24 protein-coding genes are annotated in these 24,794 nt (G+C 72.4%); 19 read left to right on the top strand and 5 right to left on the bottom strand.

The genetic code is table 11. The annotated features are described in order from the left end of the window. Positions 1 to 3 precede the first annotated feature (3 nt). From AB0C59_RS28915 to AB0C59_RS28900, 4 genes are read left to right on the top strand one after another with little or no spacing between them, the layout of a single operon-like run. Positions 4 to 927, top strand: coding sequence for an ABC transporter permease (locus AB0C59_RS28915; protein WP_363009708.1), 924 nt, complete (start codon positions 4 to 6; stop codon positions 925 to 927). Continuing rightward, a complete protein-coding gene (locus AB0C59_RS28910; RefSeq protein ID WP_363009707.1) occupies positions 920 to 1,900 on the top strand; it encodes an ABC transporter permease in 981 nt (326 codons plus the stop codon). Before AB0C59_RS28915 ends, AB0C59_RS28910 begins: the two co-directional genes overlap by 8 nt. Before the next feature lie 5 nt (positions 1,901 to 1,905). Beyond that, on the top strand, positions 1,906 to 2,907 hold the full coding sequence (locus AB0C59_RS28905; RefSeq protein ID WP_363009705.1) for an ABC transporter ATP-binding protein: 1,002 nt from the start codon (positions 1,906 to 1,908) through the stop codon (positions 2,905 to 2,907). Further along, positions 2,894 to 3,937: a dipeptide ABC transporter ATP-binding protein gene (locus AB0C59_RS28900; protein ID WP_363009703.1), complete on the top strand. Its 1,044-nt coding sequence runs from the start codon at positions 2,894 to 2,896 to the stop codon at positions 3,935 to 3,937. The genes AB0C59_RS28905 and AB0C59_RS28900 overlap by 14 nt, the downstream gene beginning before the upstream one ends. 143 nt (positions 3,938 to 4,080) lie before the next feature. On the opposite strand, the gene AB0C59_RS28895 is transcribed toward AB0C59_RS28900, so the two are convergent. Next, positions 4,081 to 6,258 carry a prolyl oligopeptidase family serine peptidase gene (locus AB0C59_RS28895; RefSeq protein ID WP_363009702.1) on the bottom strand — a complete coding sequence of 726 codons (2,178 nt, stop codon included), beginning with the start codon at positions 6,256 to 6,258 and terminating at the stop codon, positions 4,081 to 4,083. Positions 6,259 to 6,461: 203 nt separating this feature from the next. Here AB0C59_RS28895 and AB0C59_RS28890 point away from each other — a divergent pair, with 203 nt between their 5' ends. The 11 genes from AB0C59_RS28890 to AB0C59_RS28840 all read left to right on the top strand — a co-directional run bounded on the left by AB0C59_RS28890 (position 6,462) and on the right by AB0C59_RS28840 (position 17,099). Then, positions 6,462 to 6,656, top strand: a complete 195-nt coding sequence (locus tag AB0C59_RS28890) for a hypothetical protein (RefSeq protein WP_363009701.1) — start codon at positions 6,462 to 6,464, stop codon at positions 6,654 to 6,656. A gap of 186 nt (positions 6,657 to 6,842) precedes the next feature. Next, on the top strand, positions 6,843 to 7,160 hold the full coding sequence (locus AB0C59_RS28885; RefSeq protein ID WP_363009700.1) for a hypothetical protein: 318 nt from the start codon (positions 6,843 to 6,845) through the stop codon (positions 7,158 to 7,160). Positions 7,161 to 7,163: 3 nt separating this feature from the next. Beyond that, complete coding sequence (locus AB0C59_RS28880; RefSeq protein WP_363009698.1) at positions 7,164 to 8,666, top strand: C2 family cysteine protease; 1,503 nt, start codon at positions 7,164 to 7,166, stop codon at positions 8,664 to 8,666. Further along, positions 8,663 to 9,394 carry a hypothetical protein gene (locus AB0C59_RS28875; protein WP_363009696.1) on the top strand — a complete coding sequence of 244 codons (732 nt, stop codon included), beginning with the start codon at positions 8,663 to 8,665 and terminating at the stop codon, positions 9,392 to 9,394. Before AB0C59_RS28880 ends, AB0C59_RS28875 begins: the two co-directional genes overlap by 4 nt. A 65-nt stretch (positions 9,395 to 9,459) precedes the next feature. Beyond that, complete coding sequence (gene mshB, locus AB0C59_RS28870; protein ID WP_363009694.1) at positions 9,460 to 10,362, top strand: N-acetyl-1-D-myo-inositol-2-amino-2-deoxy-alpha-D-glucopyranoside deacetylase; 903 nt, start codon at positions 9,460 to 9,462, stop codon at positions 10,360 to 10,362. After that, on the top strand, positions 10,359 to 10,769 hold the full coding sequence (locus tag AB0C59_RS28865; RefSeq protein ID WP_363009692.1) for a DUF6113 family protein: 411 nt from the start codon (positions 10,359 to 10,361) through the stop codon (positions 10,767 to 10,769). Before mshB ends, AB0C59_RS28865 begins: the two co-directional genes overlap by 4 nt. 263 nt (positions 10,770 to 11,032) lie before the next feature. After that, positions 11,033 to 13,435 carry a hypothetical protein gene (locus AB0C59_RS28860; RefSeq protein WP_363009690.1) on the top strand — a complete coding sequence of 801 codons (2,403 nt, stop codon included), beginning with the start codon at positions 11,033 to 11,035 and terminating at the stop codon, positions 13,433 to 13,435. Positions 13,436 to 13,574: 139 nt separating this feature from the next. Further along, positions 13,575 to 14,498: an ABC transporter ATP-binding protein gene (locus AB0C59_RS28855; protein ID WP_363009688.1), complete on the top strand. Its 924-nt coding sequence runs from the start codon at positions 13,575 to 13,577 to the stop codon at positions 14,496 to 14,498. Continuing rightward, positions 14,495 to 15,235, top strand: coding sequence for an ABC transporter permease (locus tag AB0C59_RS28850; RefSeq protein WP_363009686.1), 741 nt, complete (start codon positions 14,495 to 14,497; stop codon positions 15,233 to 15,235). The genes AB0C59_RS28855 and AB0C59_RS28850 overlap by 4 nt, the downstream gene beginning before the upstream one ends. Positions 15,236 to 15,240: 5 nt before the next feature. Continuing rightward, entirely contained in the window at positions 15,241 to 16,488 is a 1,248-nt protein-coding gene (locus AB0C59_RS28845; protein WP_363009752.1) for a histidine kinase, read from the top strand. Next, positions 16,485 to 17,099: a response regulator transcription factor gene (locus tag AB0C59_RS28840; RefSeq protein WP_363009684.1), complete on the top strand. Its 615-nt coding sequence runs from the start codon at positions 16,485 to 16,487 to the stop codon at positions 17,097 to 17,099. The genes AB0C59_RS28845 and AB0C59_RS28840 overlap by 4 nt, the downstream gene beginning before the upstream one ends. Before the next feature lie 18 nt (positions 17,100 to 17,117). Here AB0C59_RS28840 and AB0C59_RS28835 read toward each other — a convergent pair whose 3' ends face one another. Together AB0C59_RS28835 and AB0C59_RS28830 are read right to left on the bottom strand one after the other, a co-directional pair. Then, complete coding sequence (locus AB0C59_RS28835) at positions 17,118 to 17,975, bottom strand: transglutaminase-like domain-containing protein (RefSeq protein WP_363009682.1); 858 nt, start codon at positions 17,973 to 17,975, stop codon at positions 17,118 to 17,120. 17 nt (positions 17,976 to 17,992) lie between these two features. Beyond that, a complete protein-coding gene (locus AB0C59_RS28830; RefSeq protein ID WP_363009680.1) occupies positions 17,993 to 19,063 on the bottom strand; it encodes a GNAT family N-acetyltransferase in 1,071 nt (356 codons plus the stop codon). A 110-nt stretch (positions 19,064 to 19,173) separates the two neighbouring features. Between AB0C59_RS28830 and fdxA the strand changes: the two genes are divergently transcribed. After that, a complete protein-coding gene (gene fdxA, locus AB0C59_RS28825; RefSeq protein WP_307068547.1) occupies positions 19,174 to 19,494 on the top strand; it encodes a ferredoxin in 321 nt (106 codons plus the stop codon). Between the two features lie 128 nt (positions 19,495 to 19,622). Continuing rightward, entirely contained in the window at positions 19,623 to 20,714 is a 1,092-nt protein-coding gene (locus AB0C59_RS28820; RefSeq protein WP_363009678.1) for a bifunctional succinyldiaminopimelate transaminase/glutamate-prephenate aminotransferase, read from the top strand. A 234-nt stretch (positions 20,715 to 20,948) separates the two neighbouring features. On the opposite strand, the gene AB0C59_RS28815 is transcribed toward AB0C59_RS28820, so the two are convergent. Both AB0C59_RS28815 and AB0C59_RS28810 read right to left on the bottom strand, forming a co-directional pair. Then, positions 20,949 to 21,431 (bottom strand): ATP-binding protein, encoded by a 483-nt coding sequence (locus AB0C59_RS28815; protein ID WP_363009676.1) that lies wholly within the window; start codon positions 21,429 to 21,431, stop codon positions 20,949 to 20,951. A gap of 328 nt (positions 21,432 to 21,759) precedes the next feature. Further along, positions 21,760 to 22,746: a heavy metal transporter gene (locus tag AB0C59_RS28810; protein ID WP_363009674.1), complete on the bottom strand. Its 987-nt coding sequence runs from the start codon at positions 22,744 to 22,746 to the stop codon at positions 21,760 to 21,762. Positions 22,747 to 22,865: 119 nt separating this feature from the next. Here AB0C59_RS28810 and dapE point away from each other — a divergent pair, with 119 nt between their 5' ends. Both dapE and AB0C59_RS28800 read left to right on the top strand, forming a co-directional pair. Next, positions 22,866 to 23,945 (top strand): succinyl-diaminopimelate desuccinylase, encoded by a 1,080-nt coding sequence (gene dapE, locus AB0C59_RS28805; protein WP_363009672.1) that lies wholly within the window; start codon positions 22,866 to 22,868, stop codon positions 23,943 to 23,945. Positions 23,946 to 24,028: 83 nt separating this feature from the next. Continuing rightward, positions 24,029 to 24,787, top strand: a complete 759-nt coding sequence (locus AB0C59_RS28800) for a TIGR00730 family Rossman fold protein (RefSeq protein WP_363009670.1) — start codon at positions 24,029 to 24,031, stop codon at positions 24,785 to 24,787. Positions 24,788 to 24,794: the final 7 nt, after the last annotated feature.

Raw genomic sequence — 24,794 nt, 5'->3', positions numbered from 1 at the left:
CCCATGGGACAGTACGTCGTTCGGCGCCTGCTGCAGATGATCCCGGTCTTCATCGGCGCGACGCTGCTCATCTTCCTGATGGTCAACGTGATGGGAGACCCCATCGCGGGCCTGTGCGGGGAGCGCCAGTGCGACCCCGCCACGGCCGCCCAACTGCGCCGCGAGTTCGGCCTCGACAAGCCCGTGTGGCAGCAGTACGCGACCTACATGGGCCACCTCTTCACCGGTGACTTCGGCACCGCCTTCAACGGGCAGCCGGTCACCGAGCTGATGGGGACGTCGTTCCCGCCCACCATCCGGCTCACGATCGTGGCGATCCTCTTCGAGATCGTCATCGGGATCGTGCTCGGCGTGCTCACCGGCCTGCGCCGCGGGCGCCCCGTCGACACCTCGATCCTGCTGCTCACCCTGGTCGTGATCTCCGTGCCGACCTTCGTCACCGGCCTGCTGCTCCAGCTCCTGCTGGGCGTCGAGTGGGGCTGGATCAAGCCGTCGGTCTCGCCGGAGGCCACCTTCGGCGAGCTGATCGTCCCGGGCCTCGTGCTCGCCTCGGTCTCCCTCGCCTACGTCACCCGGCTCACCCGCACCTCGATCGCCGAGAACAAGCGCTCCGACTACGTCCGCACGGCCATCGCCAAGGGGCTGCCCCGCCACCGGGTGATCGTCCGGCATCTGCTGCGCAACTCGCTCATCCCCGTCGTCACGTTCATCGGCACCGACATCGGCGCCCTGATGGGCGGAGCGATCCTCACCGAGCGGATCTTCAACATCCACGGCGTCGGCTACCAGCTCTACCAGGGCATCCTGCGCCAGAACACCCAGACCGTCGTGGGCTTCGTGACGATCCTCGTCCTCGTGTTCCTGGTGGCCAACCTCGTCGTCGACCTCCTGTACGCCGTACTCGACCCGAGGATCCGCTATGCCTGAGCAGCCGTACGAGCCGGAGGGCGCCATCGCCGGGACCGGCATGGGCGGTGCGATGGACCTCGCCACGAGCGAGGCGACCACCCTGGAGCGCATCCCGGGCGCGCCCCCGGGCGCCGGCCCGGCGGCCAAGCCGCGCAGCCTGTGGTCGGACGCCTGGCGCGACCTGCGCCGCAACCCCGTCTTCATCGTGTCCGGCCTGGTGATCCTCTTCCTGGTCCTCATCTCCGTCTGGCCCTCCCTGATCACCTCCGGCAACCCCCTCACCTGCGACCTCGCCAAGGCCCAGGAGGGATCCCAGCCCGGCCACCCCTTCGGCTTCGACGGCCAGGGCTGCGACGTCTACACCAGGACCGTCTACGGCGCCCGCACCTCGGTCACGGTCGGCGTCTGCGCCACCCTCGGCGTCGCGCTCCTCGGCTCCGTCCTCGGCGCGCTCGCCGGGTTCGTCGGCGGCGGCTGGGACGCGATCCTCTCCCGCGCCACCGACATCTTCTTCGCCATCCCGGTCGTGCTCGGCGGCCTGGTCCTGCTGTCCGTGGTCACCAGCAACACCGTGTGGCCGGTGATCGGGTTCATGGTGCTGCTCGGCTGGCCGCAGATCTCCCGTATCGCCCGAGGCTCGGTCATCACCGCCAAGCAGAACGACTACGTACAGGCGGCCCGCGCCCTCGGCGCCTCCAACTCCCGCATCCTGCTGCGCCATATCGCGCCCAACGCCGTGGCCCCGGTGATCGTCGTGTGCACCATCGCGCTCGGCACCTACATCGCCCTGGAGGCCACCCTGTCGTACCTCGGCGTCGGGCTGAAGCCGCCCAGCGTGTCCTGGGGCATCGACATCTCCGCCGCCTCCCCGTACATCCGCAACGCACCGCACGCGCTGCTGTGGCCCTCCGGCGCGCTCGCGATCACCGTGCTCGCGTTCATCATGCTCGGCGACGCGGTGCGCGACGCCCTCGACCCGAAGCTGAGGTGACGTCCGTGCTGCTCGAAGTGCGCGACCTGCATGTCGAGTTCCGCACCCGGGACGGTGCGGCCAAGGCCGTCAACGGGGTCAGCTACGCGGTGGACGCCGGCCAGACGCTGGCGGTGCTCGGCGAGTCCGGCTCCGGCAAGTCCGTCACCGCGCAGGCCGTCATGGGCATCCTCGACGTCCCGCCCGGCCGGATCACCGGCGGCGAGGTCCTCTTCGAGGGGCGGGACCTGCTCACCCTGAAGGAGGAGGCGCGGCGCAGGATCCGCGGGGCCGAGATGGCCATGATCTTCCAGGACGCGCTGTCCGCCCTCAACCCCGTGCTCACCGTGGGCGAGCAGCTCGGCGAGATGTTCCTCGTGCACCGGGGGATGTCCCGCAAGGACGCCCGGGCCAAGGCGGTCGAGCTGATGGAGCGGGTGCGCATCCCCGGCGCGGCGCAGCGCGTGCGCGACTACCCGCACCAGTTCTCGGGCGGTATGCGCCAGCGGATCATGATCGCCATGGCGCTGGCCCTGGAACCCGCGCTGATCATCGCGGACGAGCCGACCACCGCCCTGGACGTCACCGTCCAGGCCCAGGTCATGGACCTGCTGGCGGAGCTGCAGCGCGAGTACCGGATGGGGCTCATCCTCATCACCCACGACCTCGGCGTGGTCGCGGACGTCGCGGACCGGATCGCGGTGATGTACGCGGGCCGGATCGTGGAGTCCGCGCCCGTGCACGACATCTACAAGGCGCCCGCCCACCCTTACACCCGGGGCCTGCTGGACTCCATCCCGAGGGTCGACCAGAAGGGCCGGGAGCTCTACGCCATCCGGGGCCTGCCCCCGAACCTCATGAACATCCCGCCCGGCTGCGCCTTCCACCCCCGCTGTCCCATGGCCCAGGACGTCTGCCGCACCGATCCGCCGCCGCTCTACGAGGTGACCGGCGGCGCGGGGGGCGGCGGAGGGGACCGGACGAGCGCCTGCCACTTCTGGAGGGAGTGCCTCGATGGCCGGTCCTGAGCCGATCCTCGAAGTCAGCGGGCTGGTCAAGCACTACCCGCTGACCCGGGGGATCCTGTTCAAGCATCAGGTGGGGTCCGTCAAGGCGGTCGACGGCGTCGACTTCACCCTCGGCGAGGGGGAGACCCTGGGCATCGTGGGGGAGTCCGGGTGCGGCAAGTCGACGGTCGCGAGGATGCTGGTCAACCTGGAGCCGCCGACATCCGGTTCGATCAGATATCGGGGCGAGGACATCACCAGGCTGTCCGGCCGGGCGCTGAAGGCGGTGCGCCGGAACATCCAGATGGTGTTCCAGGACCCGTACACCTCGCTGAACCCCCGTATGACGGTGGGCGACATCATCGGCGAGCCGTACGAGATCCACCCGGAGGTCGCCCCGAAGGGCGACCGGCGCCGCCGGGTGCAGGAGCTGCTGGACGTCGTCGGCCTGAACCCGGAGTACGTCAACCGCTATCCGCACCAGTTCTCCGGCGGCCAGCGCCAGCGCATCGGCATCGCCCGCGGTCTGGCGCTCAACCCGGAGATCATCATCTGCGACGAGCCGGTCTCCGCGCTCGACGTGTCCGTCCAGGCCCAGGTGATCAACCTCCTGGCCCGGCTCCAGGGCGAGTTCGGGCTGTCGTACGTCTTCATCGCGCACGACCTGTCCATCGTCCGGCACATCTCGGACCGGGTGGGCGTCATGTACCTCGGGCGGATCGTGGAGACGGGCCGGGACGCCCAGATCTACGATCATCCGACGCACCCCTACACCCAGGCGCTGCTGTCGGCGGTCCCCGTGCCCGACCCGGACGCGCGGGAGCGCCGGGAGCGGATCATCCTGAGCGGTGACGTGCCCTCCCCGACGAACGTCCCCTCCGGCTGCCGGTTCCGCACCCGCTGCTGGAAGGCCCAGGACCGGTGTGCGCGGGAGGTGCCGCCGCTCGCGGTCCCGGTGCGGTTCGTGGGCACCGCGGGTCCCGCCGCACACGACTCGGCCTGCCTCTTCGCGGAGGAGAAACAGGTGGTGCCGCCCGAGGCGGGCGCGTGAACCTCGTTAACACAGGGGCAACTTGATCGACTTGGCGCGGATATACGGGCGCAGCAGAGTGTTTCCCGTACGGCCGTGCGGGTGCCGTGTACGGGCCGGGGTGCTCCATACGGCCCCGGCCCGTTGGCCCGTGCGCTCCCGGGCTAGGAGCCTGCCGCCAGGGACCGCTTGAGGAAGTCCAGTTGGAGCCTCAGCAGGTTCTCGGCGACTGCCTCCTGCGGCGTCATGTGGGTCACCCCGGACAGCGGGAGGACCTCGTGCGGGCGGCCCGCGGCCAGGAGCGCGGAGGACAGCCGCAGGGAGTGCGCCACCACCACGTTGTCGTCCGCGAGGCCATGGATGATCATCATCGGCCGGGCCGGCTCGGCGGCGTCCACCAGGCCCGCGTCGTCCAGCAGCGAGTTGCGGCGGTAGACCTCGGGCTGCTGCTCGGGATGCCCCAGGTAGCGCTCCTGGTAGTGGGTGTCGTACAGCCGCAGGTCCGTCACCGGGGCGCCGACCACCGCCGCGTGGAACACGTCCGGGCGGCGCAGCGCGGCGAGCGCCGCCAGGTAGCCGCCGAAGGACCAGCCGCGGATCGCCACCCGCGTCAGGTCCAGCGGGAAGTCGCCGGCCAGGGCGTGCAGCGCCTCCACCTGATCCGCGAGCACGACCGACGCGAGGTCGTCGCGCACGGCCTTCTCCCAGGCCGGGGAGCGTCCCGGCGTCCCCCGGCCGTCCGCGACGATCACGGCGAAGCCCTGGTCGGCGAACCACTGCGAGGTCAGATGGGCGTTGTGCGCGGCGACCACGCGCTGCCCGTGCGGACCGCCGTAGGGGTCCATGAGGACGGGCAGCGGGGTGTCACCGGAGTAATCCGTTGGCATGAGTACGGCGCATGGAATGCGACGTGCGCCCCCCAGAGTGAGCGTCACGCGCGGGGACATACCGGGATGTTCGGCATAGGACGTCAGGGTCAGGGTCCTGCCGTCGCCGTTGCCGCCGCCGCTCCCGGTCGCCGACGGCCCTGGCTCGCCCGGCTTCCCTTCGCGCAGCACCCGCGCCGTGGCACCCGGGCGGTCGAGTGCCGAGGAGACGAGTACGGTCACGCCCCCAGCGCGCACCGCGGTGTGCACGCCCGGCTCGTGCGACACCCGCTCCACGCCGAGTTCGCTGACCCGGTACACATGGATCTCACCGATCTCCGGATCGGCCGCCGACTCGCCCGCGGATGCCGCCACCAGCACATCGTCGTCCCGCACGTCGAGCACGGCCCGCACGTGCAACTGCGCGCCCGTCAGGGGCCGTTCCCCCACGGCCAGGACCCGCGCGCCCCCCTCGTCGGCGATCCGCACCAGCTGCCCCGACGGGCTCCAGCACGGCACACCGGTGAAGATTTCAAGCCAATCCGGATCTTCGTCCGCGTGCACCATCCGGGTGGTCCCGGAATCCGGGTCGACCGCCAGGAAGAGCTGGCCGCGCTGGTCGCGGGACTGCACCAGGAGGAGCGGCGCACCCGCCGCTGACCAGTGCACTCGCGCCAGATACGGATAGGCGGCCCGATCCCAGACGACCTCCGTGCGCGTTCCGTCCAGGCCCAGGGCGAACAGCCGCACCTCCGCGTTGTCGGTGCCCGCGGCCGGATACGCGACCGACTGCGGCGCGCGTCCCGGATGAGCCGGGTCGGAGATCCACCAGCGGCGCACCTCGGCGTCGTCCACGCGGGCCACCAGCAGCCGGTCCGAGTCCGGTGACCACCAAAAGCCCCGGGAGCGCCCCATCTCCTCGGCCGCGACGAACTCGGCCAGCCCGTAGGTGACCGATCCGGATTCCGGTTCGGCGAGCGCCCGGTCGCCCTCGCCCCCGGCGCCGACGACGCGCAGTGCGCCCCCCGCGACATACGCGACATGGCGGCCGTCCGGTGCCGGGCGGGGGTCCACCACGGGCCCCGGGACGGCCAGTTCACGGGTCGTGCCGGCGCGCAGCTCGGACAGGAACAGCCGCCCTGACAGTGCGAAGGATGCCATCTCCACGGCGCTGTCGGCGGCATACCCGACGATGCCCGCGCCGCCCTCGCGGCTGCGTTCGCGGCGGGCGCGCTCCTCGGGGGACAACTCCTCGGTGGCGCCCGCCAGGAGGGCGTCGGGATCGGCCGCGAGGCGCTCCGCGCCGTCCTCCACATCGAGGACCCGGAGCTGGTTGGCGCGGTCCGTGCCGGAGGTGGAGCGCAGGAACACGACACGGGAACCGTCGGGCGCGACGGTGAACGCGCGGGGTGCGCCGAGCGTGAACCGCTGGGTCCGCGCGTGCCGTCGGGGGAAGGAAGCAGACTCGGTCGTCATGCCCCGACCATATTGGCCATGCGCCCCCTTGTGCGGCCATGCGCCGAGCCATGCGCACGTACGGATAGTTATGATCACTAGCGCATAGTGGGTATGAACCCGCTTGCGTCCAGGTGGGTTTGTCCGGGTGGGCAGCTCCGCGTGGATTCAGTGCCCCCAAGTCCGACCCCCGCGCCCCTGTGGATCTTTGGAGGTGAGCCGCCGTGGCACTCTCGATTTCGGCGGTGGTGCTGCTGGCGATCATCGTCTTCCTGCTGATCAAGAAGTCAGGGCTGAAGGCGGCTCACGCGATCGTGTGCATGCTGCTGGGCTTCTATCTCGCCTCGTCGACCATCGCTCCGACGATCAGCGAGCTGACGACGAACATCGCAGGGATGATCGGGAGCATCAAGTTCTAGGGCCCCCTCCCTTTCCAGGGCCCCTCCTTCGACCGGTCCCCGCCGCGGGCGCCCCCGCGTGTGTCGCACGGCGGCAAGTCGTCGACCGGTGCGCGGGGTTGGGGCCGGTGTGAGGATCGTCCGTTCGTTCTCCTCCTTGTTAGCATCCGCATTCGGTGCCTACCGCCGATGGACTACGGGGTTGACATGGGAAGACCGGACGAACAGGGCGAGTCGCCCGCCCAGTTGAAGAAACGGGCGGACGACCTTCGCGACTGCGCGCGCAGAGCGCGGACCCTCGCGGGGAGCCTCGGGACATTTCTCGACGGCGCGGTGAAGGAGGCGACCCCGACCATCTGGAAGGGCCCGTTCGCCGAGGCGTCCACCGCGACGCTCGGCACCCGCAGCACGTCGCTGCGGTCCATGGCCGCCGATCTGATGGCCGACGCCGGCCGCTGGGACACCGAGGCGGGCCGACTGGACGAGGAGGCCGCCCAGGCCAAGAGCAAGCAGGGCGGGGGCTGACCGATGCCGTTCGCGGGGTTCGACATACCCAAGATCCGAGGGCTCGGGAGCGACGTCAAGGCGCTCGGTGACCGTGCGGGCGCGCTGCACAACGACATCTCCGGCGTGCTGTTCCAGGCCCAGGCGCTGCTGGGCGGCAAGCCCGCCACCACCAGCCCGGCCCTCCAACCGCTCGTCCGCCCGCCCGTCTTCTGGGTCGGGCTGTTCGGCGGCGCCCAGCTGCCGGGCGCACTCGGCCGCGAGCTGCACGACATGTCCGACTCGATCACGCGCCGCTGCAACCAGCTGGAGAAGTGCAGCGCCCTCCTCGACAAGGGGTACGCCATCGATCCGGCGGTCGTCTTCGCCGACGAGAAGGCCCCCGACCAGCAGAAGATCGACGGCGCCCTGTCCGCCGTCGCCGCGTTGAACGGCAAGGGCTTCGGCGAGGACGGCAACCGCGACGACCTGGAGAAGGTCAAGCAGCAGCTCGACGGCCTGACCGCCGCCGAACTCGACGCCTTCCTGGCCAAGGTCCCCCCGGAGGACCTCAAGCGCTACGGCGACCTGGCGGGCAAGACCGACGACAGCGGCATGTGGTGGTGGGAGTCCCACGACGGCATACCCGACAACGAGTTCCGCGACCACCTGAGCGGACTGCTGAGGAAGGCCGGACCGGCGCACTGGGGTGTGCTGGAGAGCGCGTTCCCGGGGATCCAGCCGGGATTCGACACGACGGACGTGTACCTCGACGGGGCCAACTCCCAGCGGGGCGTGAACACGTCGGGCATCACCTACCAGACGCCCACCCTGCCCCTGTTCGCCCACCCGGGCAAGGTCGACGCGTCCACCATCTCGCAGGGGCAGTTCGCGGACTGCTGGTACATCGCGTCCCTCACGGCGACGGCCCAGGCGAACCCGCAGTTCATCGCCGAGGGGATCAAGAAGAACGCCAACGGCACGGTGGACGTCCGGATCTGGGACAAGGACGGCACCAAGCACTGGGTCACCGTCACCCCGGACCTCCCGACGGACGCCAACGGGAACCCGGTGTCGGCGCACGGCAACGGGGAGACCTGGCCCGCCTACTACGAGAAGGCGTTCGCCCTGACGTACGGCGGCGACCAGGGCGGGACGAACGGCCACGACGGCGACCCGCGCTACGACAAGGCGGAGAAGGGCGACTACGGGGCCACCGAGTGGGACCAGACCGACAAGGCCCCGCCGTACGTGACCGGTCACGACTCCTCGTCGATCGACAACAACCTCGACGCCATCAGGAAGTCCTTCGAGTCCCACCACCCGGTGATCGTGGCGACCGGCACCGAGCAGCCTCCCCAGAACGGGCCGTCGGACCTGTCGCAGGGATTCGTCACCCGGCACGTCTACTACGTCAAGGGCTTCACCTCCGACGGGCGCATCAGGCTCGGCAACCCCTGGGGGTCGGGCAACCCCGACGTCCTCGCGACGCCCGAGGAGTACGAGAAGTACTTCAACAGCCCCCAGCAACTGAGGGTGGGAGAATGAGGATCGCGAAGCTGGGCGGTGCCCTCTGCCTCATGGCGCTGGTGACCGCCTGCGGGGCCACGGCGGGCTCCAGGGCGTCCGGCCCCGAGAGTCCGGCCGCCCCGACCACCTCGCGGGTGCCCGCGCCGCCGGCGGACAAGGGGCCGCAGTGCGAGGGCGGCAAGGGCCCCGGGGGCGTCCATGTGCTGCGGGGCGGCACGGCCGCCGTGCCGGGCGGCGGTGGCGAGGTCACCTACGAGGGCGCCGGCGCCGACGGCCGGCACCGGACCGCGGTGCTGTCCCTGGGCGGCACGAAGCGGACCGTGACGGCGGGGCAGAAGGTCGCCCTCGGGGGGCACGCCTTCACCGTCGCCCAGATCTGCACCTACCGCGTGGTTCTCACCACGCACCAGACCAGTCCTGACCAGCAGGGGGCACCGATGAGCAACTGGCCGACGACCATGGACGGCCGCTGGCGGCTGCGCTGGCACGTGCCCGACAACGGGCCCGACTTCGGCGCCGTCGTGACCGACATCCAGGACGGTCCCGCCCGGGTCTCGATCAACGCGGTGTCCACGGCCCGGGGGCCGCTCGCCTTCTACCGTGACGTACGGGTCGGCGAGACCGTGGAGATCGCGGGCCGCCTGTGGAAGGTGGCGGCCATCGACCCCGGGAACATGAACGTCGACGTCGGCTCGCGCGAGTTCAGGGCCGGACACGTGGACCTGCGGGTGACCGGCGACGCCTGACCCGGTCCTCCTCCGAGGCGTCCCGCGGCCCGAGCCGCGGGACGGGTCTCTCGTAGGGTGGTGGCATGACCGATCTGCCCGACCGGCGTCTGCTCCTGGTGCACGCGCACCCGGACGACGAGTCGATCAACAATGGCGCCACCATGGCCAGGTACGCGGCCGAGGGCGCCCAGGTGACGCTGGTGACCTGCACCCTCGGCGAGGAGGGCGAGGTGATCCCGCCCGAGCTCGCCCGGCTGGCCCCCGGCCGGGACGACACCCTCGGCCCCCATCGCGCCCGCGAACTGGCCGCCGCGATGAAGGAGCTCGGCGTCACCGACCACCGCTTCCTCGGGGGCGCCGGCCGCTACCGCGACTCCGGGATGATGGGTGCCCCGCAGAACGGCCGCCCCGGCTCCCTGTGGTCCGCCGGTGACAGCGAGGCCTCCGGGCACCTGGTCGAGGTCATCCGGGAGGTACGCCCCCAGGTCCTCGTCACCTACGACCCGAACGGCGGCTACGGCCACCCCGACCACATCCAGGCCCACCGGATCGCCCTGCGGGCGGCCGAGCTGGCCGCCGACCCCGCCTTCCGCCCGGAACTCGGCGAGCCCTGGGAGATCGCCAAGGTCTACTGGAACCGGATGCCCCGCTCCGTCGCCGAGGCCGCGTTCGCGCGGCTCGGCGAGGAGATCGGGGGGACACCGTTCACGAAGGCCGCCGAGCTGGAGGACGTGCCCGGTGTCGTGCCGGACGCGGTGGTCACCACGGAGATCGACGGCACCGCGTACGCCGCCGCCAAGGCGGCCGCCATGCGGGCGCACGCCACGCAGATCGAGGTCGCCGAACCCTGGTTCGCGCTGTCCAACGGTCTCGCGCAGCCGCTGTTCACCACCGAGTACTACGAATGGGCGGGCGGTGCGCGCCACCGGGACCCGGGCGGGGCCGGCCCCCGCGAGACGGATCTGTTCGAAGGAGTCGCCCCATGATGGCCACGGGCAAGCAGCCCCACCCGACGGACCGGGCGAGCATGCTGGCGCAGCCGCTGGGGCTGCCGTCCGGCGCGCGGGCCGCCGCCTACCTCGGCCTCTTTCTGCTCGGCGCGGTGGTGGGCGTCGCGGGCGGCCTCCTGCAGGCCGCCTGGTTCCCGGGCGGGCTGCTCCTCGCGCTCGTGGGCGCCGCGGGAGCCTTCGCCGGTGGCGCCCAGGCCACCGGCACCCGGGCAGGAGCCGTCGCGCCCGTCGTCGGCTGGGTGGTCGCCGTCGTCATGCTCACCGTCAGCCGCCCCGAAGGGGACTTCCTCTTCGGAGCGGGCGCCGGATCGTATCTCTTCCTGCTCGGCGGGATGGCCGTCGCTGTGATCTGCGCCACCGTCTGCCGGGGGAGGCGGCCCTAGGAGCGGGACGTCCGACTTGGTCATCGACGTACCGTTTCGTCTCCCGGCCAGTGTGATGTTCCCCCCGCGATCCGGGGGTGCGCGCGTGGTGGTCCCGTGCGGGTTTCCACAGCGGGCGCCGACTGAGGGAGGCGAGCGGACAGTATGGTGGTGCGCGCCGCCGAGCCTCCCCATGCTCTCGGCTTCACCCGAGCGGGGGAGACGCCCACCTGTTGAGGTCGAAACAGGCGGTGGAGCGGTGGAGCCAACCGGGAGAACCTGCCTTGAGTCGTGAAACTGACAGTTCGTCCGCCGGACCCCATGGGCCTGGTGGCGCCGCGTACCCCTCGGGCACGCCGCCGTACGGGACCCCCATGGCTTCCGAGTACGGCGACGGCGCGGGCCGCTCGGCCGCGCAGCCGGAGGAACGCAAGACCGAGACCACGCTGACGACCCGTATCCGGATCAACATCCCCGGTTCGCGCCCCATTCCGCCGGTGGTCGTCCGCACACCCGTCGCGGACACCGAGAACGCCGCGGACGAACCCGCCGAGGCCGAGCCGGCCGGGCCGGCGAACGTGCCGGGCCCGCCGACCCCCGCCGAGAGCCCTGCCGCGCCCGCCGCCTCCGTGCCGGCGCCCGCCACCGAGGAGCGGTCGAGCGACTGGTTCGCCCCGCGCAAACCCTCGTCGGGCAACGGCCCGCAGGGCGGCGGTGCGACCAACGGGGCCGGGATGCCCGGCGGTTCCGGCATACAGGGCGGCCCGGCGGCGGCTCCGGCCGCACCGGGCGGACCCGGTGGCCCCGGCGGACCGGGCGGACCGGGCGGACCGGGCACGGGTGGTGCCCGCCCCGGCGCGCCGGGTGGCCCCGCCTCTGCGGGCGCGAACGGCACGGTCGGTGCGAGCGGTGCGAACAGCGCGAACGGCGCACAGGGACCGGCCGGTCCGCGCCCCGGCGCATCCGGTGCTCCGAGCGCCCCGGGCGCACGACCCCCGGGCGGCACGAACCCGTTCGCCGCGCGCCCGAACGCCACCAACGGGAGGGGACTGCCCAGCGCCACCGGCGCGGGCCCCGTCGCGCCGGGCCACGGCGGCGGCACCGGCTCCTTCGACGTGTCGGACGCGGTGGCCGCCAGCACCGGCTCGTTCCCCGTCATCGGGGCCGACGGTCTCGACCGCCCCGACGCGGCCGACGCCACGGGTGAACCCAGCCGCGACGATCTGCCGTACTTCTCCGAGCCGGGCCGCGGCGGCCCCTCCGGTCCCACCGCCGGCCCCGTCCTGGGCGACGGACCGGCCATCCCTCCCGCGGGCCCCACGCCCGGCGGCCCGGGCCTGAGGGTTCCCGGCGTCCCCGGCGGCCCCCGCCCCACGGGCCCCGGCAAGCCGGGCGGACCCCTCGGCTCCGGCGCACGGGGCGTGCCGGGCGCACCCGGTGCCGCGGCGGGTGCCGGACTGCCCGGCGGCGGACTCAGCGACGACACCGCGATCCTCACCCCGCAGAAGCCCGCCCCGCATCCGGGCCCGGGCCAGAGCTTCGGCGGCCCCGGCGAGAACTTCTCCGGGCACACCGTCACCAGCCGTATCCCGGTCGTCCCCACCGACCCCCAGAGCGGGCCGATGGACGGGCCGTTCGCGGACCTGCGGCCCGAGGGCCCCGGCCCGCACACGCCCCCGAAGCTGCCCGACCCCAAGTCGCAGAGCACTGCGAGCGCGAACGCGAAGCCGGCCAAGAAGAAGGGACGCAACAAGCTGGTGCTGCTGGGCGGCGCCGTGGTGGTCGTCGCCGGGGTCGGCTACGGCGCCGGACTGCTGATGAACCACTCCGACGTGCCCAAGGGAACCACCGTGCTCGGCGTCGACATCGGCGGCGGCACGCGTGACGACGCGGTCCGCAAGCTGGACTCCGCGCTGGGCGGCCGCACGGACAAGCCGCTCCAGCTGTCGGTCGACGGCAGGACGGTCTCCCTCAAGCCGGACCAGGCGGGCCTCCAGCTGGACAGCAAGGCCACCGTCGCCGCCGCCGCGCAGAGCGACTACAACCCGGTGTCGGTGATCGGCTCCCTGTTCGGGCGGGGACGTGTCGTCGACCCCGTGATGCCGGTGGACGAGGAGAAGCTCCAGGCCGCTCTGGCGCGCGTCGGGGGCGGGGCGGGCTCGATGGTCGAGGGCTCGATCAGGTTCGAGTCCGGCAAGGCCGTCCCGGTGTACGGCAAGGCCGGCACCGGTGTCGACGCCGCCGCTTCGACCGCGGCCATCGAACAGGCGTACCGCACCCAGGTGGAGACCGACACCAGCACGCCCGTGCGGGTCCCCACGACCGGCCGCAAGCCGACGGTCTCGAACGCGGAGGTCGACCGGATGATGAAGGCGTTCGCCGAACCGGCGATGTCCGCCAACGTCACGGTGCGCGTCGACGCGGCCCACTCCGTCGCGTTCAGCCCGCAGAAGTCCCTGTGGAAGTTCATCCAGGTGAAGAGCGTGGACGGCAAGCTGGTCGAGTACTACGACAAGGCGACCCTGCGGAACCTCTACGGCCACGCGTTCGACGGCATCGTCATCCCGCGCGGCAACGGCTCGAAGACGCCGGTGTCGGTGGACGACGTGATCGGCGCGCTGCGGCCGGCGCTGCTCGGCAAGGACAGCGCCTCGCGCGTCGGGACGATCGACACGAACCCCAGCTAGGGGTCCGATCCGACCGGTTCGGGCCGGATCGTCCATCCCTCCGTGTCCCCTCGGGGGCGCGGAGGGATGACATCTGTCATGTCGAACCCCCGACAGACCGCACTGCCGCGGGCCGCCCCCCTGCCGCGACGATGGGGGCATGACGACGACAGCTGCCGCCACCGAGACGGTGGTCGGCTTCGACCAGGTGACCAAGACCTACGGGAACGTCCGCGCGGTGGACGGACTCTCCCTCGCGCTGCACCCCGGTGAGACGGTGGCCCTGCTCGGCCCGAACGGCGCGGGCAAGTCGACCACCCTCGACCTCCTCCTCGGGCTCAAGCACCCGGACGCGGGCTCGGTCCGCGTGTTCGGCACCGGCCCGCGCGAGGCCATCGTCGCCGGGCGGGTGGGCGCGATGCTGCAGAGCGGCGGCCTGATGGACGACGTCACCGTCGAGGAGCTGGTCAAGCTCGGCTGCTCGCTGCACCCCAGGCCGTACAAGGTGAGCGACGTGCTCGCCCGCGCGGGCGTCTCGCAGATCGCGGACCGCAAGGTCAACAAGCTGTCGGGCGGACAGGCGCAGCGCGTCCGCTTCGCGCTGGCCACCGCCGGCGACAGCGACCTGATCGTGCTGGACGAGCCGACCACCGGCATGGACGTCTCCGCCCGCCAGGCGTTCTGGACCACCATGCGCGAGCAGGCCGACCAGGGGCGCACGGTGCTGTTCGCCACGCACTACCTCGAAGAGGCCGACGCCATCGCGGACCGCGTGCTCGTCCTGCACCGGGGCCGCCTCCTCGCCGACGGCACGGCCGCCGAGATCAAGGCGAAGGCGGGCGCCCGGCGCGTCTCCTTCGACCTGGAGGGCGCCATCGAGGAGGCCCCGCTGCGCGGGCTGCCTTTCCTCACCTCGATAGACATCTCCGGGCAGACGGTCCGCATCCAGTCCGCCGACGCCGACGCCACCGTCCACGCCCTGTACGGGCTCGGCGTCTACCCCCGCAACCTCGAAGTCGCCGGGCTCGGGCTCGAGCAGGCGTTCGTCGCGATCACCGAGGCCGAGGAGGCCAAGCAGTCATGAACAGCCTGATCAAGCTGGAACTGGCCCGCGCGCTGCGCAACCGCAAGTTCCTCTTCTTCTCGGTGATCTACCCCTCGGCCATCTTCCTGCTGGTCGCGGGCAACGCGGCGAGTTCCGACAAGGTCGACGGCAGCGGCCTGTCGGTCGCCGCCTATGTGATGGTCTCCATGGCCTCGTTCGGCGCGCTGACCGCCGTCCTGATGGGCAACAGCGAGCGCATCGCCAAGGAGCGCGAGAGCGGGTGGGTGCGGCAGCTGCGGCTGACCACGCTGCCGGGGCGCGGCTACGTGTTCGCCAAGACGGCCGGCGCGGCCGTGGTGAGCCTGCCGTCCATCGTCGTCGTCTTCGCCGTCGCCGCGGTGGTCAAGAACGTCCGGCTGGACGCCTGGCAGTGGCTCGCCCTCACCGGGGCCATCTGGGCCGGAAGCCTGGTCTTCGCCGCGCTCGGCGTCGCCATCGGCTACCTCGCCAGCGGGGACGCCGTACGCCCCATCACCATGATCATATATTTCGGCCTGTCGATCCTCGGCGGCCTGTGGATGCCGACCACGACCTTCCCCGGCTGGCTCCAGGACATCGCCAAGTGGCTGCCCACCCACGCGTACGCTGCACTGGGACGGGCGATCGAGCAGAGCCAGGCACCGCATGCCCAGGACATCGCCATCCTCGTCGCCTTCTTCGTCCTGTTCGCGGGCGGCGCGGCCTGGCTGTACCGGAAGGACACGTTGAAGGCGTGAGCGCCATGACGGAGGACCAGCGGGCCGGGAAGACCGGCGAGACCAGGGTGGACCGGTTCATCACCATCGGCCGTCCCGCCGGCAACCGGCGGGAGCTGGTGCGCAAGTCGGTGTGGATCGGCGTCTGGCTCGTGTTCCTCAGCTCGCCCGTCCAGGACCTCGTGTCCGGGAACCACACCCCCGCGGCGACCGCGGGCGGCTGGCTCGGGCTGGTCTCCTTCGTCGGGGTCTATCTCACGCTGGTCTTCCGCAACATGGGGTCCCGGCCCTACCCGCCCCGGGTCCTTCTCGCGCTCCTTCTCGCGCTCGCCGTGCTCGCGACCCTGCTGTGCCTGACCCTGAACAGCGCCTGGCTGGGCCTGTTCGTGTACGTCTCCACCTCCTGCGGGGTGACGCTGCCGGTGCGGCAGGCGTACTGGGCGGTGCCGGCGTCCACCGTGCTGATGCTCCTCGTCGCCCGGCACTCCGGTGCGACCGACATGTGGAACCTGGCCCTGCTGATGGTGCTCATCGGCTACGCGATGATCGGCGTCAGCCAGCTGGTCCGCACGACGATCGAACTGCGCAAGGCCCGTGCCACCGTCGCCCAGCTCGCCGCCAACGAGGAACGGCTGCGGCTCGCCCGCGACCTGCACGACCTGCTCGGCCACTCGCTCTCCCTGATCACGCTGAAGAGCGAGCTGGCCGGGCGGATGCTCCCCGGCCACCCGGAGAAGGCGGCGCAGCAGGTCGCGGACATCGAGCAGGTCAGCCGGCAGGCCCTCGTGGACGTGCGCGAGGCCGTCACCGGATACCGGCGCCGCCGGCTGACCGCGGAACTCGCCGGAGCCCAGGTCGCGCTGACCGCCGCCCAGATCGCCGCGGACATCCCCACGGAACCGGACCTCGGCGACCTCACGCAGGAGAACGAGTCCGCCCTCGCCTGGGCGCTGCGCGAGGCGGTGACCAACGTCGTACGGCACAGCGGGGCGGCCCGCTGCCACGTGGAGGTGCTGCGGCGGCAGACCCTGGACGGGCCGAAGATGGAACTGTCCGTCGAGGACAACGGCTCGGGTGGCTCCGGCGCGAGCCCGGGCAACGGACTGACGGGCCTGCGGGAACGTCTGGAAAAGGTCGGGGGGACCCTGGAGGCGGGCCGCCTCAAGCACGGGTTCCGGCTGGTCGCGCGCGTTCCGGCCGAGGAGCCCACGAACGCGGGGCCGGGAACAGACGTACGGCCGGGTGGGTCGGCGGACGTAGGATCCGGAGCATGAGCCGCACGATCAAGGTCCTGCTCGCCGAGGACCAGTCGATGGTCCGGGAGGCGCTCGCCGCGCTGTTGGGCCTGGAGGAGGACATCGACGTCGTCGCCCAGGTCGCCCGCGGTGACGAGGTGCTGGCGGCGGCCCGCGCCCACGACGTGGACGTGGCGCTCCTGGACATCGAGATGCCGGGCGCCACCGGGATCGAGGCGGCCGGGCAGCTGCGCAGGGAACTCCCGTCGCTGAAGGTGGTCGTGCTGACCACGTTCGGGCGGCCCGGCTATCTGCGGACCGCGATGGAGGCGGGGGCGGACGCCTTCCTCGTGAAGGACGCGCCCGCGGCCCAGCTCGCCGAGGCGGTGCGCAAGGTGCTCGCCGGCGAACGCGTCATCGACCCCACGCTCGCGGCTGCGGCCCTGGCCGACGGCGCCAATCCGCTGACCGACCGTGAACGCGAGGTCCTGCGCGCGGCGGCCGACGGCTCCACCAACGCGGAACTGGCCAAGGCCCTGCACCTGTCCCAGGGCACGGTCCGCAACTACCTCTCCACGGCCATCCAGAAACTGGCCGTGCGCAACAGGGCGGAGGCGGTGCGCATAGCCCGGGAGAAGGGCTGGCTGTAGTCCGGTCGGCGCGGGCGGTCAGTTGAGCCTGGCGCGGGCCGCCTGCGCCTGGCCGCGGACCCGTTCGGCCGTGCTCTCGTCGACCGCGGACACCAGCTCGGCGTAGCTGTCCAGTTCCTCGGCACCCTCCAGGAACTCACCCCGCTGCACGAGCAGTTGCGCGCGCTCGTACCGCAGTCTCGCCGGATGCGAGGGCAGCAGCAGCGACAGCTCCACCGCCCACAGGGCCACGTCCGACCGCTCGGGCCGGGCGGCCGCCCAGGCCCGGATGTTGTTGAGGATGCGCACCACCACGTCCAGGGGGTCGGCGGGCTGGAGCACCTCCGGATCCAGCGGAGCGCCCGTCGCCCCGGCGACCAGCGTCTCCGCGTCCCCACCGGTCAGCACCCGGCCCCCGTCGAAGGGGTCGGCCAATACCTGCTCGCCCGCCGGACCGAACCCGACGACGAAGTGCCCGGGCAGCGCGACCCCGTACACGGTCCCGCCCGCCCGCCGGGCCACCTCGATCCACACCACCGACAGCAGGATCGGCAGCCCGCGCCGCCGGAGCAGCACCTCGTGCAGCAAGGAGGACTGGAGCCGGTCGTAGTCCGCGGGGGTGCCGTGGAAGCCGTGGCGCTCGCCGAGGAGGCCGGCCAGCGCGGTGGCCCAGGCCCGCGGCCCGCCCGGCGCGAACGGCAGCTCTCCGGCCAGTTCGTCCAGGCGGATCTGCGCGGCGTCCAGTCCGGCGTCGTCCAGGGTGCGGTCCGCGGCCGCGCCCACGAGCAGGCACAGGGTCGCGAGGTCGGGGCGCGGGGAGCGCGCCTCGTCGTGGAACCGGCGCCGCACCTCGGCGGCCCGTTCCGGTTCCGGGGGATGGGGGGCTGAATCGGGCATGGCGAACTCAAAACCTCTCACGCCGGCCGGCCGGGTTCCGTGACCGCCGGGCCGCCGCGCTCCGACGCGTCCGGCTCCCGGTAGTGGTGATACGCGTGATGCGCCGAGAACCCCAGTCGCGTGTACAGGGCCCGCGCCGCCGTGTTGTCGCTCTCCACCTGAAGCCAGGCGGCCGAGGCGCCCTCGGCCAGGGCCCGGCCCGCCAGAGCCGCCATCACGGCACCGGCCAGTCCCTGACGGCGCCGCTCCGGGGCGACCTCCACGGCCGCGAAGCCGGCCCACCGCCCGTCCACCACGCAGCGCCCGGTCGCCACCGGCGGCTCACCCTCGCCGCCCGGCACCGACGCGAACCAGACCGACGGCCCGCTGCCCAGCACCTTCAGCGCCGCCTCGCTCGCGCCCGTGCGCCGGTAGCGGGCGAGCCATGCCGCGTCGGGCGTGCGCGCGAACACGACCTCGGGTGCCTCACGGTCGGCGAGCGGCGCCAGCGCGCCGGTCCACACCTCGGCATGGACCTCCGGCCGCCAGCCGTGGGCCTCCAGCTCGCCCCGGAGCCCCTCCTGCGTCCCCTCGGCCCCGGTGGCGACCTGCACGAGGGCGGGCAGCCCGCGGGCCGCGTACCAGCGGCGTACGGCCGTCAGCGCGTCCTCGAGCGGCAGCCCCGGGTCGCCCGACGGCAGCACCGAGTTGGCTCGGCGCGTGTACCCGGCCGAGGCCCGCAGCTCCCAGTCGCCGAGGCGCTCCCGCTCCACCGGCTGCCAGGCGTTCGCGCAGATCCGCGCCAGCTCGCCGTACGAGGCCGCGGGGCCCCTGCGACGGGCCGGAGCAGCGGGCACGACCTTGCCCGCCACCAGCGACGCTTCCGGAATCCGGACCTCCTGTCCGTTCCGCCGCGTGATCATCAGCACACCGTCGTCCCATGATGTGAGAACACCGATCGTGTCGGTGAAGGCCTCACCCTTGGCGGCATGTTCGTTCCACCGCCGCACGGAGACGCGTTTCCCCACGTCAGCAGCGGTGACTCGAACCTCGAGCCGTACGCCCGCAGAGATTTCCACAGGTCGGTTCACCCCTCCTGTTCGGATCATGCCCAGGAACGGAGATACTAGGTGCGGGCATCGACGACGCCGCGCTCCCGCGCGCCAGGCGGCGGAGCCTGAGGTGGCCCGCCAGCGCCCTAACGAGGAGGAACGACAGCGTGACCTACGTCATCGCAGAGCCTTGTGTCGACGTCAAGGACAAGGCGTGCATCGAGGAGTGCCCGGTCGACTGCATCTACGAGGGCCAGCGGTCCTTGTACATCCACCCGGACGAATGCGTCGACTGCGGAGCCTGCGAGCCGGTCTGCCCGGTCGAGGCCATCTTCTACGAGGATGACACTCCCGAGGAGTGGAAGGACTACTACAAGGCGAACGTCGAGTTCTTCGACGAGCTCGGCTCGCCCGGTGGCGCCAGCAAGTTGGGGCTGATCGAGCGGGACCACCCCTTCGTCGCGGCGCTGCCCCCGATGAACCAGTAAGCGGCCGCACCACCGTGCCGCCCCGGTCCCGTACGGCGCCCGCCCGCGCCGTACGGGACCGGGGCGTTCGGCGGCCGTGTACCGAGAACCCGTGCACCGCCCGGATCCGAGAAAGTGAGCCCGATCCAGTGTCCGCCCTCTCCGATCGCCTTCCGACCTTCCCGTGGGACAAGCTGGAGCCGTACAAGAAGACGGCCGCCGCGCACCCGGGCGGGATCGTGGACCTGTCCGTCGGCACTCCGGTCGACCCGGTTCCCGGGCTGATCCAGAAAGCGCTCGTCGCGGCGGCGGACTCCCCGGGCTATCCGACGGTGTGGGGCACGCCCGAGCTGCGCGACGCGATCACCGGCTGGGTGGAGCGCCGTCTCGGCGCCCGTGGCGTCACCCACCGCCACGTCCTGCCGATCGTCGGCTCCAAGGAGCTCGTGGCCTGGCTGCCGACGCAGCTGGGACTCGGCCCCGGCGACCGGGTCGCCTACCCGCGCCTCGCCTATCCGACCTACGAGGTCGGCGCGCGCCTGGCGCGCGCCGAGTACGAGGTCTACGACGACCCGACCGACCTGGACCCCGCGAACCTGAAGCTGCTGTGGCTCAACTCCCCGTCCAACCCGACGGGCAAGGTGCTGTCCAAGCACGAGCTGACCCGGATCGTGGCCTGGGCGCGCGAGCACGGGGTCCTCGTCTTCTCCGACGAGTGCTACCTGGAGCTGGGCTGGGAGTCCGACCCGGTCTCGGTGCTGCACCCCGACGTGTGCGGCGGCTCGTACGAGGGCGTCGTCGCGGTCCACTCCCTGTCCAAGCGGTCGAACCTGGCCGGCTACCGGGCGGCGTTCCTCGCGGGTGACCCGGCGGTCCTCGGCCCGCTGCTGGAGATCCGCAAGCACGGCGGAATGATGACGTCGGCGCCGACCCAGGCGGCCGTCGTGGCCGCGCTGGGGGACGACGCCCACGTCCGCGAGCAGCGCGAGCGCTACGCGGCCCGCCGCGCGATCCTGCGTGACGCCCTGCTGAGGCACGGGTTCCGCATCGAGCACAGCGAGGCGAGCCTGTACCTGTGGGCGACGCGGGACGAGTCCTGCTGGACCACGGTCGCCCACCTCGCCGACCTGGGCATCCTGGTGGCCCCCGGCGACTTCTACGGCACGGCGGGCGAGCACTTCGTCCGAGTGGCCCTGACGGCTACGGACGAACGAGTAGCCACAGCAGCCACCCGCCTGTAACCCCACCAAGGGCCGCGGGCACCCACACCGATCAGCCTGCCCAGGGGCGCGGGGAACTGCGCAAATCACCACGACGCACCCGCACTGATCAGCACACGCCCAGCCCCCTCCTCAGGGGCGCGGGGAACTGCGCAAATCCACAACGCACCCGCACGGAACGGCGCACGGGAGGCCCCCCGAAAGGGGCGCGGGGAACTGCGCAAAACCCACGCGCACCCCCGGAGGGGACAGCGCTCAGCCCCCCAGCGGAAGCCCCCGCACAGGCAGCTGCCGCCCCGACAGCCCCCCGCCCGCCCCGCCGAGCACACCCCCGGCCCGCCCCGTGGCCTCCCCGGCCACCCTCTTCGCCGCGGGCGCCGCCGTACCGACGACCCTCCCGCCCACCCCGCTCGCCGCGGGCACCGCCTGCCGCGCCGCCCTGCTCCCGGTCCCGACGGCCTTGCCGCTCGCCGCCCCCGCGGCCCCGGCGACCTTGTGCGCCGCCCCGTCGACCTGGTGGGTGGCCCCGTCGAGCTGGTGGGTCCCGCGGTCGAGGGTGGCGTCGGCCTGGGAGTTGTCCAGGGTGTTGTCCATGGCGGTCAGCCCGGACAGCTGCGGAGTGGCCGGCAGATCGGTCGTCGCCGCGCAGGCGGAGCCGGCCGCACCGACCACGGGCGCCGCTCCCGCCGCGATCAGCAGCGCGGCACGGGCGATCCGGCGGGTCAGGGGGAGGGACATGGTGCTCCTTAGACGGGAGGGAACGGTGAGGTGTCCGCCTTGTCCCGGAACGCGATGCCCGGGCCGGACACAGTGAGTACCGCTCGAAGCCCGCGAAGGTTGCGGTGCACGTGCGTAAAGAATGGGCAACGCATCGCATTATCGGGTGGGGAGGAAATCGGGCAAACAGAGGCGGCCCGCAATCCCCGAGAAATCCTTACTTCCCTTTTCCCGCAAGGGATTCCGCGTCTGCCGCAGCGACGCGACGAAAGAGGCGCACCCGGCCGCCGAGGCGCGCCGTGCATCACCCGCGCGAGTGGGGACCCGTACCTCTGTCCCGCACTCCGCCCTACTCGCCGGTGATGATGCGGACTTGGGCGGAGGACCCCTTCGCGTCGGACCCGCGGTCCGCGCGCCACTCGTCGGCGTACCCCCCACGGGACCACTCGCGGCCCGCGTAGGACACCCGGGCGATGTGCAGGGCCGAGGAGTTGGCCACCGCCCAGTGCGCGAGCTCCCAGCCGCGCTGGGACGCGGTCCCCGACGCGCTGGACCTCCTCGGGACCGGCACCGTCACCGCGGCGGCGGTCGGCGCGGGCGAGGCCGGCGCCGCCGAACGGGACGCCGGGGCGGTGGGCGTGGGCGACGGCGCCCCGCTGGGGCTCACCTCCGCGCCGGCCGTCCGCAGCACATCGCGCCCGAAGTCCCGCACGAGCGCCGCCCGCACCGCGGCCGCGCCGCCGGAGGCCGTGGGAGCCGGACGGCCCTGGCAGGTCAGCGTGGCCGCTGCCCGCCCGGTCAGGGCGTCCGCGAGCATCGAGGCGTCCGACTCGTGCTTCGCGTAGGCCTCGGGATAGCCGCTGCGCTGCACGCGCTGCGCGGCCACGGTCAGCGGCATCCGCGTGTAGTCGGGCACCTTGGCCAGATGCTGGTAGAACATCCCCGCCGCGTACGCCGGGTCCATGATCTGCTCGCGGGAACCCCATCCCATCGAGGGGCGCTGCTGGAACAGGCCGAGCGAGTCCCGGTCGCCGTGCTCGATGTTGCGCAGGTTCGACTCCTGCAGCGAGGTGGCGAGCGCGATGGTCACCGCACGCTCGGGCATGCCGCGCGTGGTGCCGACGGCGGTGATCGTCGCCGCGTTGACCGCCTGCTCGGGCGTGAAGTCGTACGACGCCCCGTCGCCCGTGGCCGACACCACCCGGCACCTGGGCGCCGCCGAACCCGTGAGGTACTGGACGACGACATAGCCCGCGACGGCGAGCATCACCACGAGAGCCGCCCCGAATCGCAGGAGGCGGCCACGGCGCTTGGGGAGGGGCGACGGCTCTGGCACGCGTACACCGTACTGGAGACCTTCGGGCACCTCCCCCGCGCCTGTGGACAACCGTCGGGGCAGCCGGGCGCGGCCGCCGCGCCCCGGCCCCGCGGCGCCGGGGCGCTAGGGTCGACGCCATGGCCGACACCCCTCTTGACCTCACGCTGGACGCCGCGCGACTGACCGCGCAGCTCGTCGACTTCCCCTCCGAGAGCGGTACCGAGAAGCCCCTCGCGGACGCGGTCGAGAGCGCGCTGCGCGGCCTGCCGCACCTGACCGTGGACCGGCACGGCAACAACGTCGTGGCCCGCACACACCTGGGGCGGTCCGAGCGCGTCATCCTGGCGGGCCACATCGACACCGTGCCCATCGCGGACAACGTGCCCTCCCGCCTGGACGACGAGGGCGTCCTGTGGGGCTGCGGCACCTGCGACATGAAGTCCGGCGTCGCCGTCCAGCTCCGGGTCGCCGCGACGGTCCCCGAGCCGAACCGCGACCTCACGTTCGTCTTCTACGACAACGAGGAGGTCGCCGCGCACCTCAACGGACTCGGGCACGTCGCCGACGCCCACCCCGAATGGCTGGAGGGCGACTTCGCGGTGCTCCTGGAGCCGTCCGACGGCCAGGTCGAGGGCGGTTGCCAGGGCACCCTGCGGGTCCAGCTGACGACCAGGGGCGAGCGGGCCCACTCCGCGCGCTCCTGGATGGGCTCGAACGCCATCCACGCGGCGGCCCCGATCCTCGCCCGCCTGGCCGCCTACGAGCCCCGCAACCCGGTGATCGACGGCCTGGAGTACCGCGAGGGCCTCAACGCGGTCGGCGTTCTCGGCGGTGTGGCCGGGAACGTGATCCCGGACGAGTGCGTGGTCACGGTCAACTTCCGCTATGCCCCCGACCGCTCCGCGGACGAGGCCGTCGCGCACGTGCGCGAGGTGTTCGCGGACTGCGCGGTGGACGGGTTCGAGGTGGTCGACCACAGCGGCGCGGCCCTGCCCGGCCTCGCGCACCCCGCGGCCGCCGCGTTCATCGAGGCGGTCGGCGGCACCCCGCAGCCCAAGTTCGGCTGGACGGACGTCTCCCGCTTCAGCGCGCTCGGCATCCCGGCCGTGAACTACGGACCGGGCAACCCGCACCTGGCGCACAAGCGGGACGAGCGGGTGCAGACCGCGAAGATCCTCGCCGGGGAGGAACGCCTCAGGTCCTGGCTGACCTCCTGATCCGCCCAGGACACACAGACGTCCCCCGTCCGTAACCCGAGTGGATCTACCCTGGGTGGAACCCCGACGCGGAGGGAGCACACATGCCCACTGGCAACCCCGAGGGGAAGAAGGTGCCACCGGACGAGCAGCGGCTCGGACCGGTGCTGCGCAGGCGGGGCCAGGTGACCAGGAGCACCACGGACCAGCGGTTGCTGGACGCGGGAGGACCCTCGGACTGGGTCCACACGGATCCGTGGCGTGTCCTGCGCATCCAGTCGGAGTTCATCGAGGGCTTCGGGACCCTCGCCGAACTCCCGCCCGCCATCAGCGTCTTCGGCTCGGCCCGGACACCGGTCGACTCACCCGAGTACGACGCGGGCGTACGGCTCGGCCGCGGCCTCGCCGAGGCGGGCTGGGCCGTGATCACCGGCGGCGGACCGGGCGCCATGGAGGCGGCGAACAAGGGCGCCTGCGAGGCGCGGGGCATCTCGGTGGGCCTCGGGATCGAGCTGCCCTTCGAACAGGGCCTGAACCCCTACGTCGACATCGGCCTGAACTTCCGCTACTTCTTCGTCCGCAAGATGATGTTCGTGAAGTACGCCCAGGGCTTCGTGGTCCTGCCGGGCGGCCTGGGCACCCTGGACGAGCTCTTCGAGGCACTCACCCTGGTCCAGACCCAGAAGGTGACGCGCTTCCCGATCGTCCTCTACGGCACCGCGTACTGGGGCGGCCTGGTCGACTGGCTCAGGAACACCCTGGTGGCCCAGGGCAAGGCCGCGGAGAAGGACCTGCTCCTGTTCCACGTGACGGACGACGTGGACGAGGCGGTGGCCCTGGTGAGCAAGGAGGCGGCCCGCTGACACCGGG

The organism is Streptomyces sp. NPDC048664 (genome assembly GCF_040650555.1).
Classification (GTDB): domain Bacteria; phylum Actinomycetota; class Actinomycetes; order Streptomycetales; family Streptomycetaceae; genus Streptomyces.
Note: the sequence above shows the minus strand (reverse complement) of the source record. Positions and strands in the feature narration are given on the sequence as shown.

Bases quoted from the DNA above. Each gene is read 5' to 3' on its own strand.
- AB0C59_RS28915 (WP_363009708.1), top strand. From the start codon at position 4: ATGGGACAGTACGTCGTTCGGCGCCTGCTGCAGATGATCCCGGTCTTC.
- AB0C59_RS28880 (WP_363009698.1), top strand. From the start codon at position 7,164: ATGCCGTTCGCGGGGTTCGACATACCCAAGATCCGAGGGCTCGGGAGC.
- AB0C59_RS28815 (WP_363009676.1), bottom strand. From the start codon at position 21,431: ATGTCCCTCCCCCTGACCCGCCGGATCGCCCGTGCCGCGCTGCTGATC.
- AB0C59_RS28895 (WP_363009702.1), bottom strand. From the start codon at position 6,258: ATGACGACCGAGTCTGCTTCCTTCCCCCGACGGCACGCGCGGACCCAG.
- mshB (WP_363009694.1), top strand. From the start codon at position 9,460: ATGACCGATCTGCCCGACCGGCGTCTGCTCCTGGTGCACGCGCACCCG.
- AB0C59_RS28835 (WP_363009682.1), bottom strand. From the start codon at position 17,975: ATGCCCGATTCAGCCCCCCATCCCCCGGAACCGGAACGGGCCGCCGAG.
- AB0C59_RS28910 (WP_363009707.1), top strand. From the start codon at position 920: ATGCCTGAGCAGCCGTACGAGCCGGAGGGCGCCATCGCCGGGACCGGC.
- AB0C59_RS28865 (WP_363009692.1), top strand. From the start codon at position 10,359: ATGATGGCCACGGGCAAGCAGCCCCACCCGACGGACCGGGCGAGCATG.
- AB0C59_RS28855 (WP_363009688.1), top strand. From the start codon at position 13,575: ATGACGACGACAGCTGCCGCCACCGAGACGGTGGTCGGCTTCGACCAG.
- AB0C59_RS28885 (WP_363009700.1), top strand. From the start codon at position 6,843: ATGGGAAGACCGGACGAACAGGGCGAGTCGCCCGCCCAGTTGAAGAAA.
- dapE (WP_363009672.1), top strand. From the start codon at position 22,866: ATGGCCGACACCCCTCTTGACCTCACGCTGGACGCCGCGCGACTGACC.
- AB0C59_RS28845 (WP_363009752.1), top strand. From the start codon at position 15,241: ATGACGGAGGACCAGCGGGCCGGGAAGACCGGCGAGACCAGGGTGGAC.
- AB0C59_RS28840 (WP_363009684.1), top strand. From the start codon at position 16,485: ATGAGCCGCACGATCAAGGTCCTGCTCGCCGAGGACCAGTCGATGGTC.
- AB0C59_RS28800 (WP_363009670.1), top strand. From the start codon at position 24,029: ATGCCCACTGGCAACCCCGAGGGGAAGAAGGTGCCACCGGACGAGCAG.
- AB0C59_RS28830 (WP_363009680.1), bottom strand. From the start codon at position 19,063: ATGATCCGAACAGGAGGGGTGAACCGACCTGTGGAAATCTCTGCGGGC.
- AB0C59_RS28850 (WP_363009686.1), top strand. From the start codon at position 14,495: ATGAACAGCCTGATCAAGCTGGAACTGGCCCGCGCGCTGCGCAACCGC.
- AB0C59_RS28875 (WP_363009696.1), top strand. From the start codon at position 8,663: ATGAGGATCGCGAAGCTGGGCGGTGCCCTCTGCCTCATGGCGCTGGTG.
- AB0C59_RS28900 (WP_363009703.1), top strand. From the start codon at position 2,894: ATGGCCGGTCCTGAGCCGATCCTCGAAGTCAGCGGGCTGGTCAAGCAC.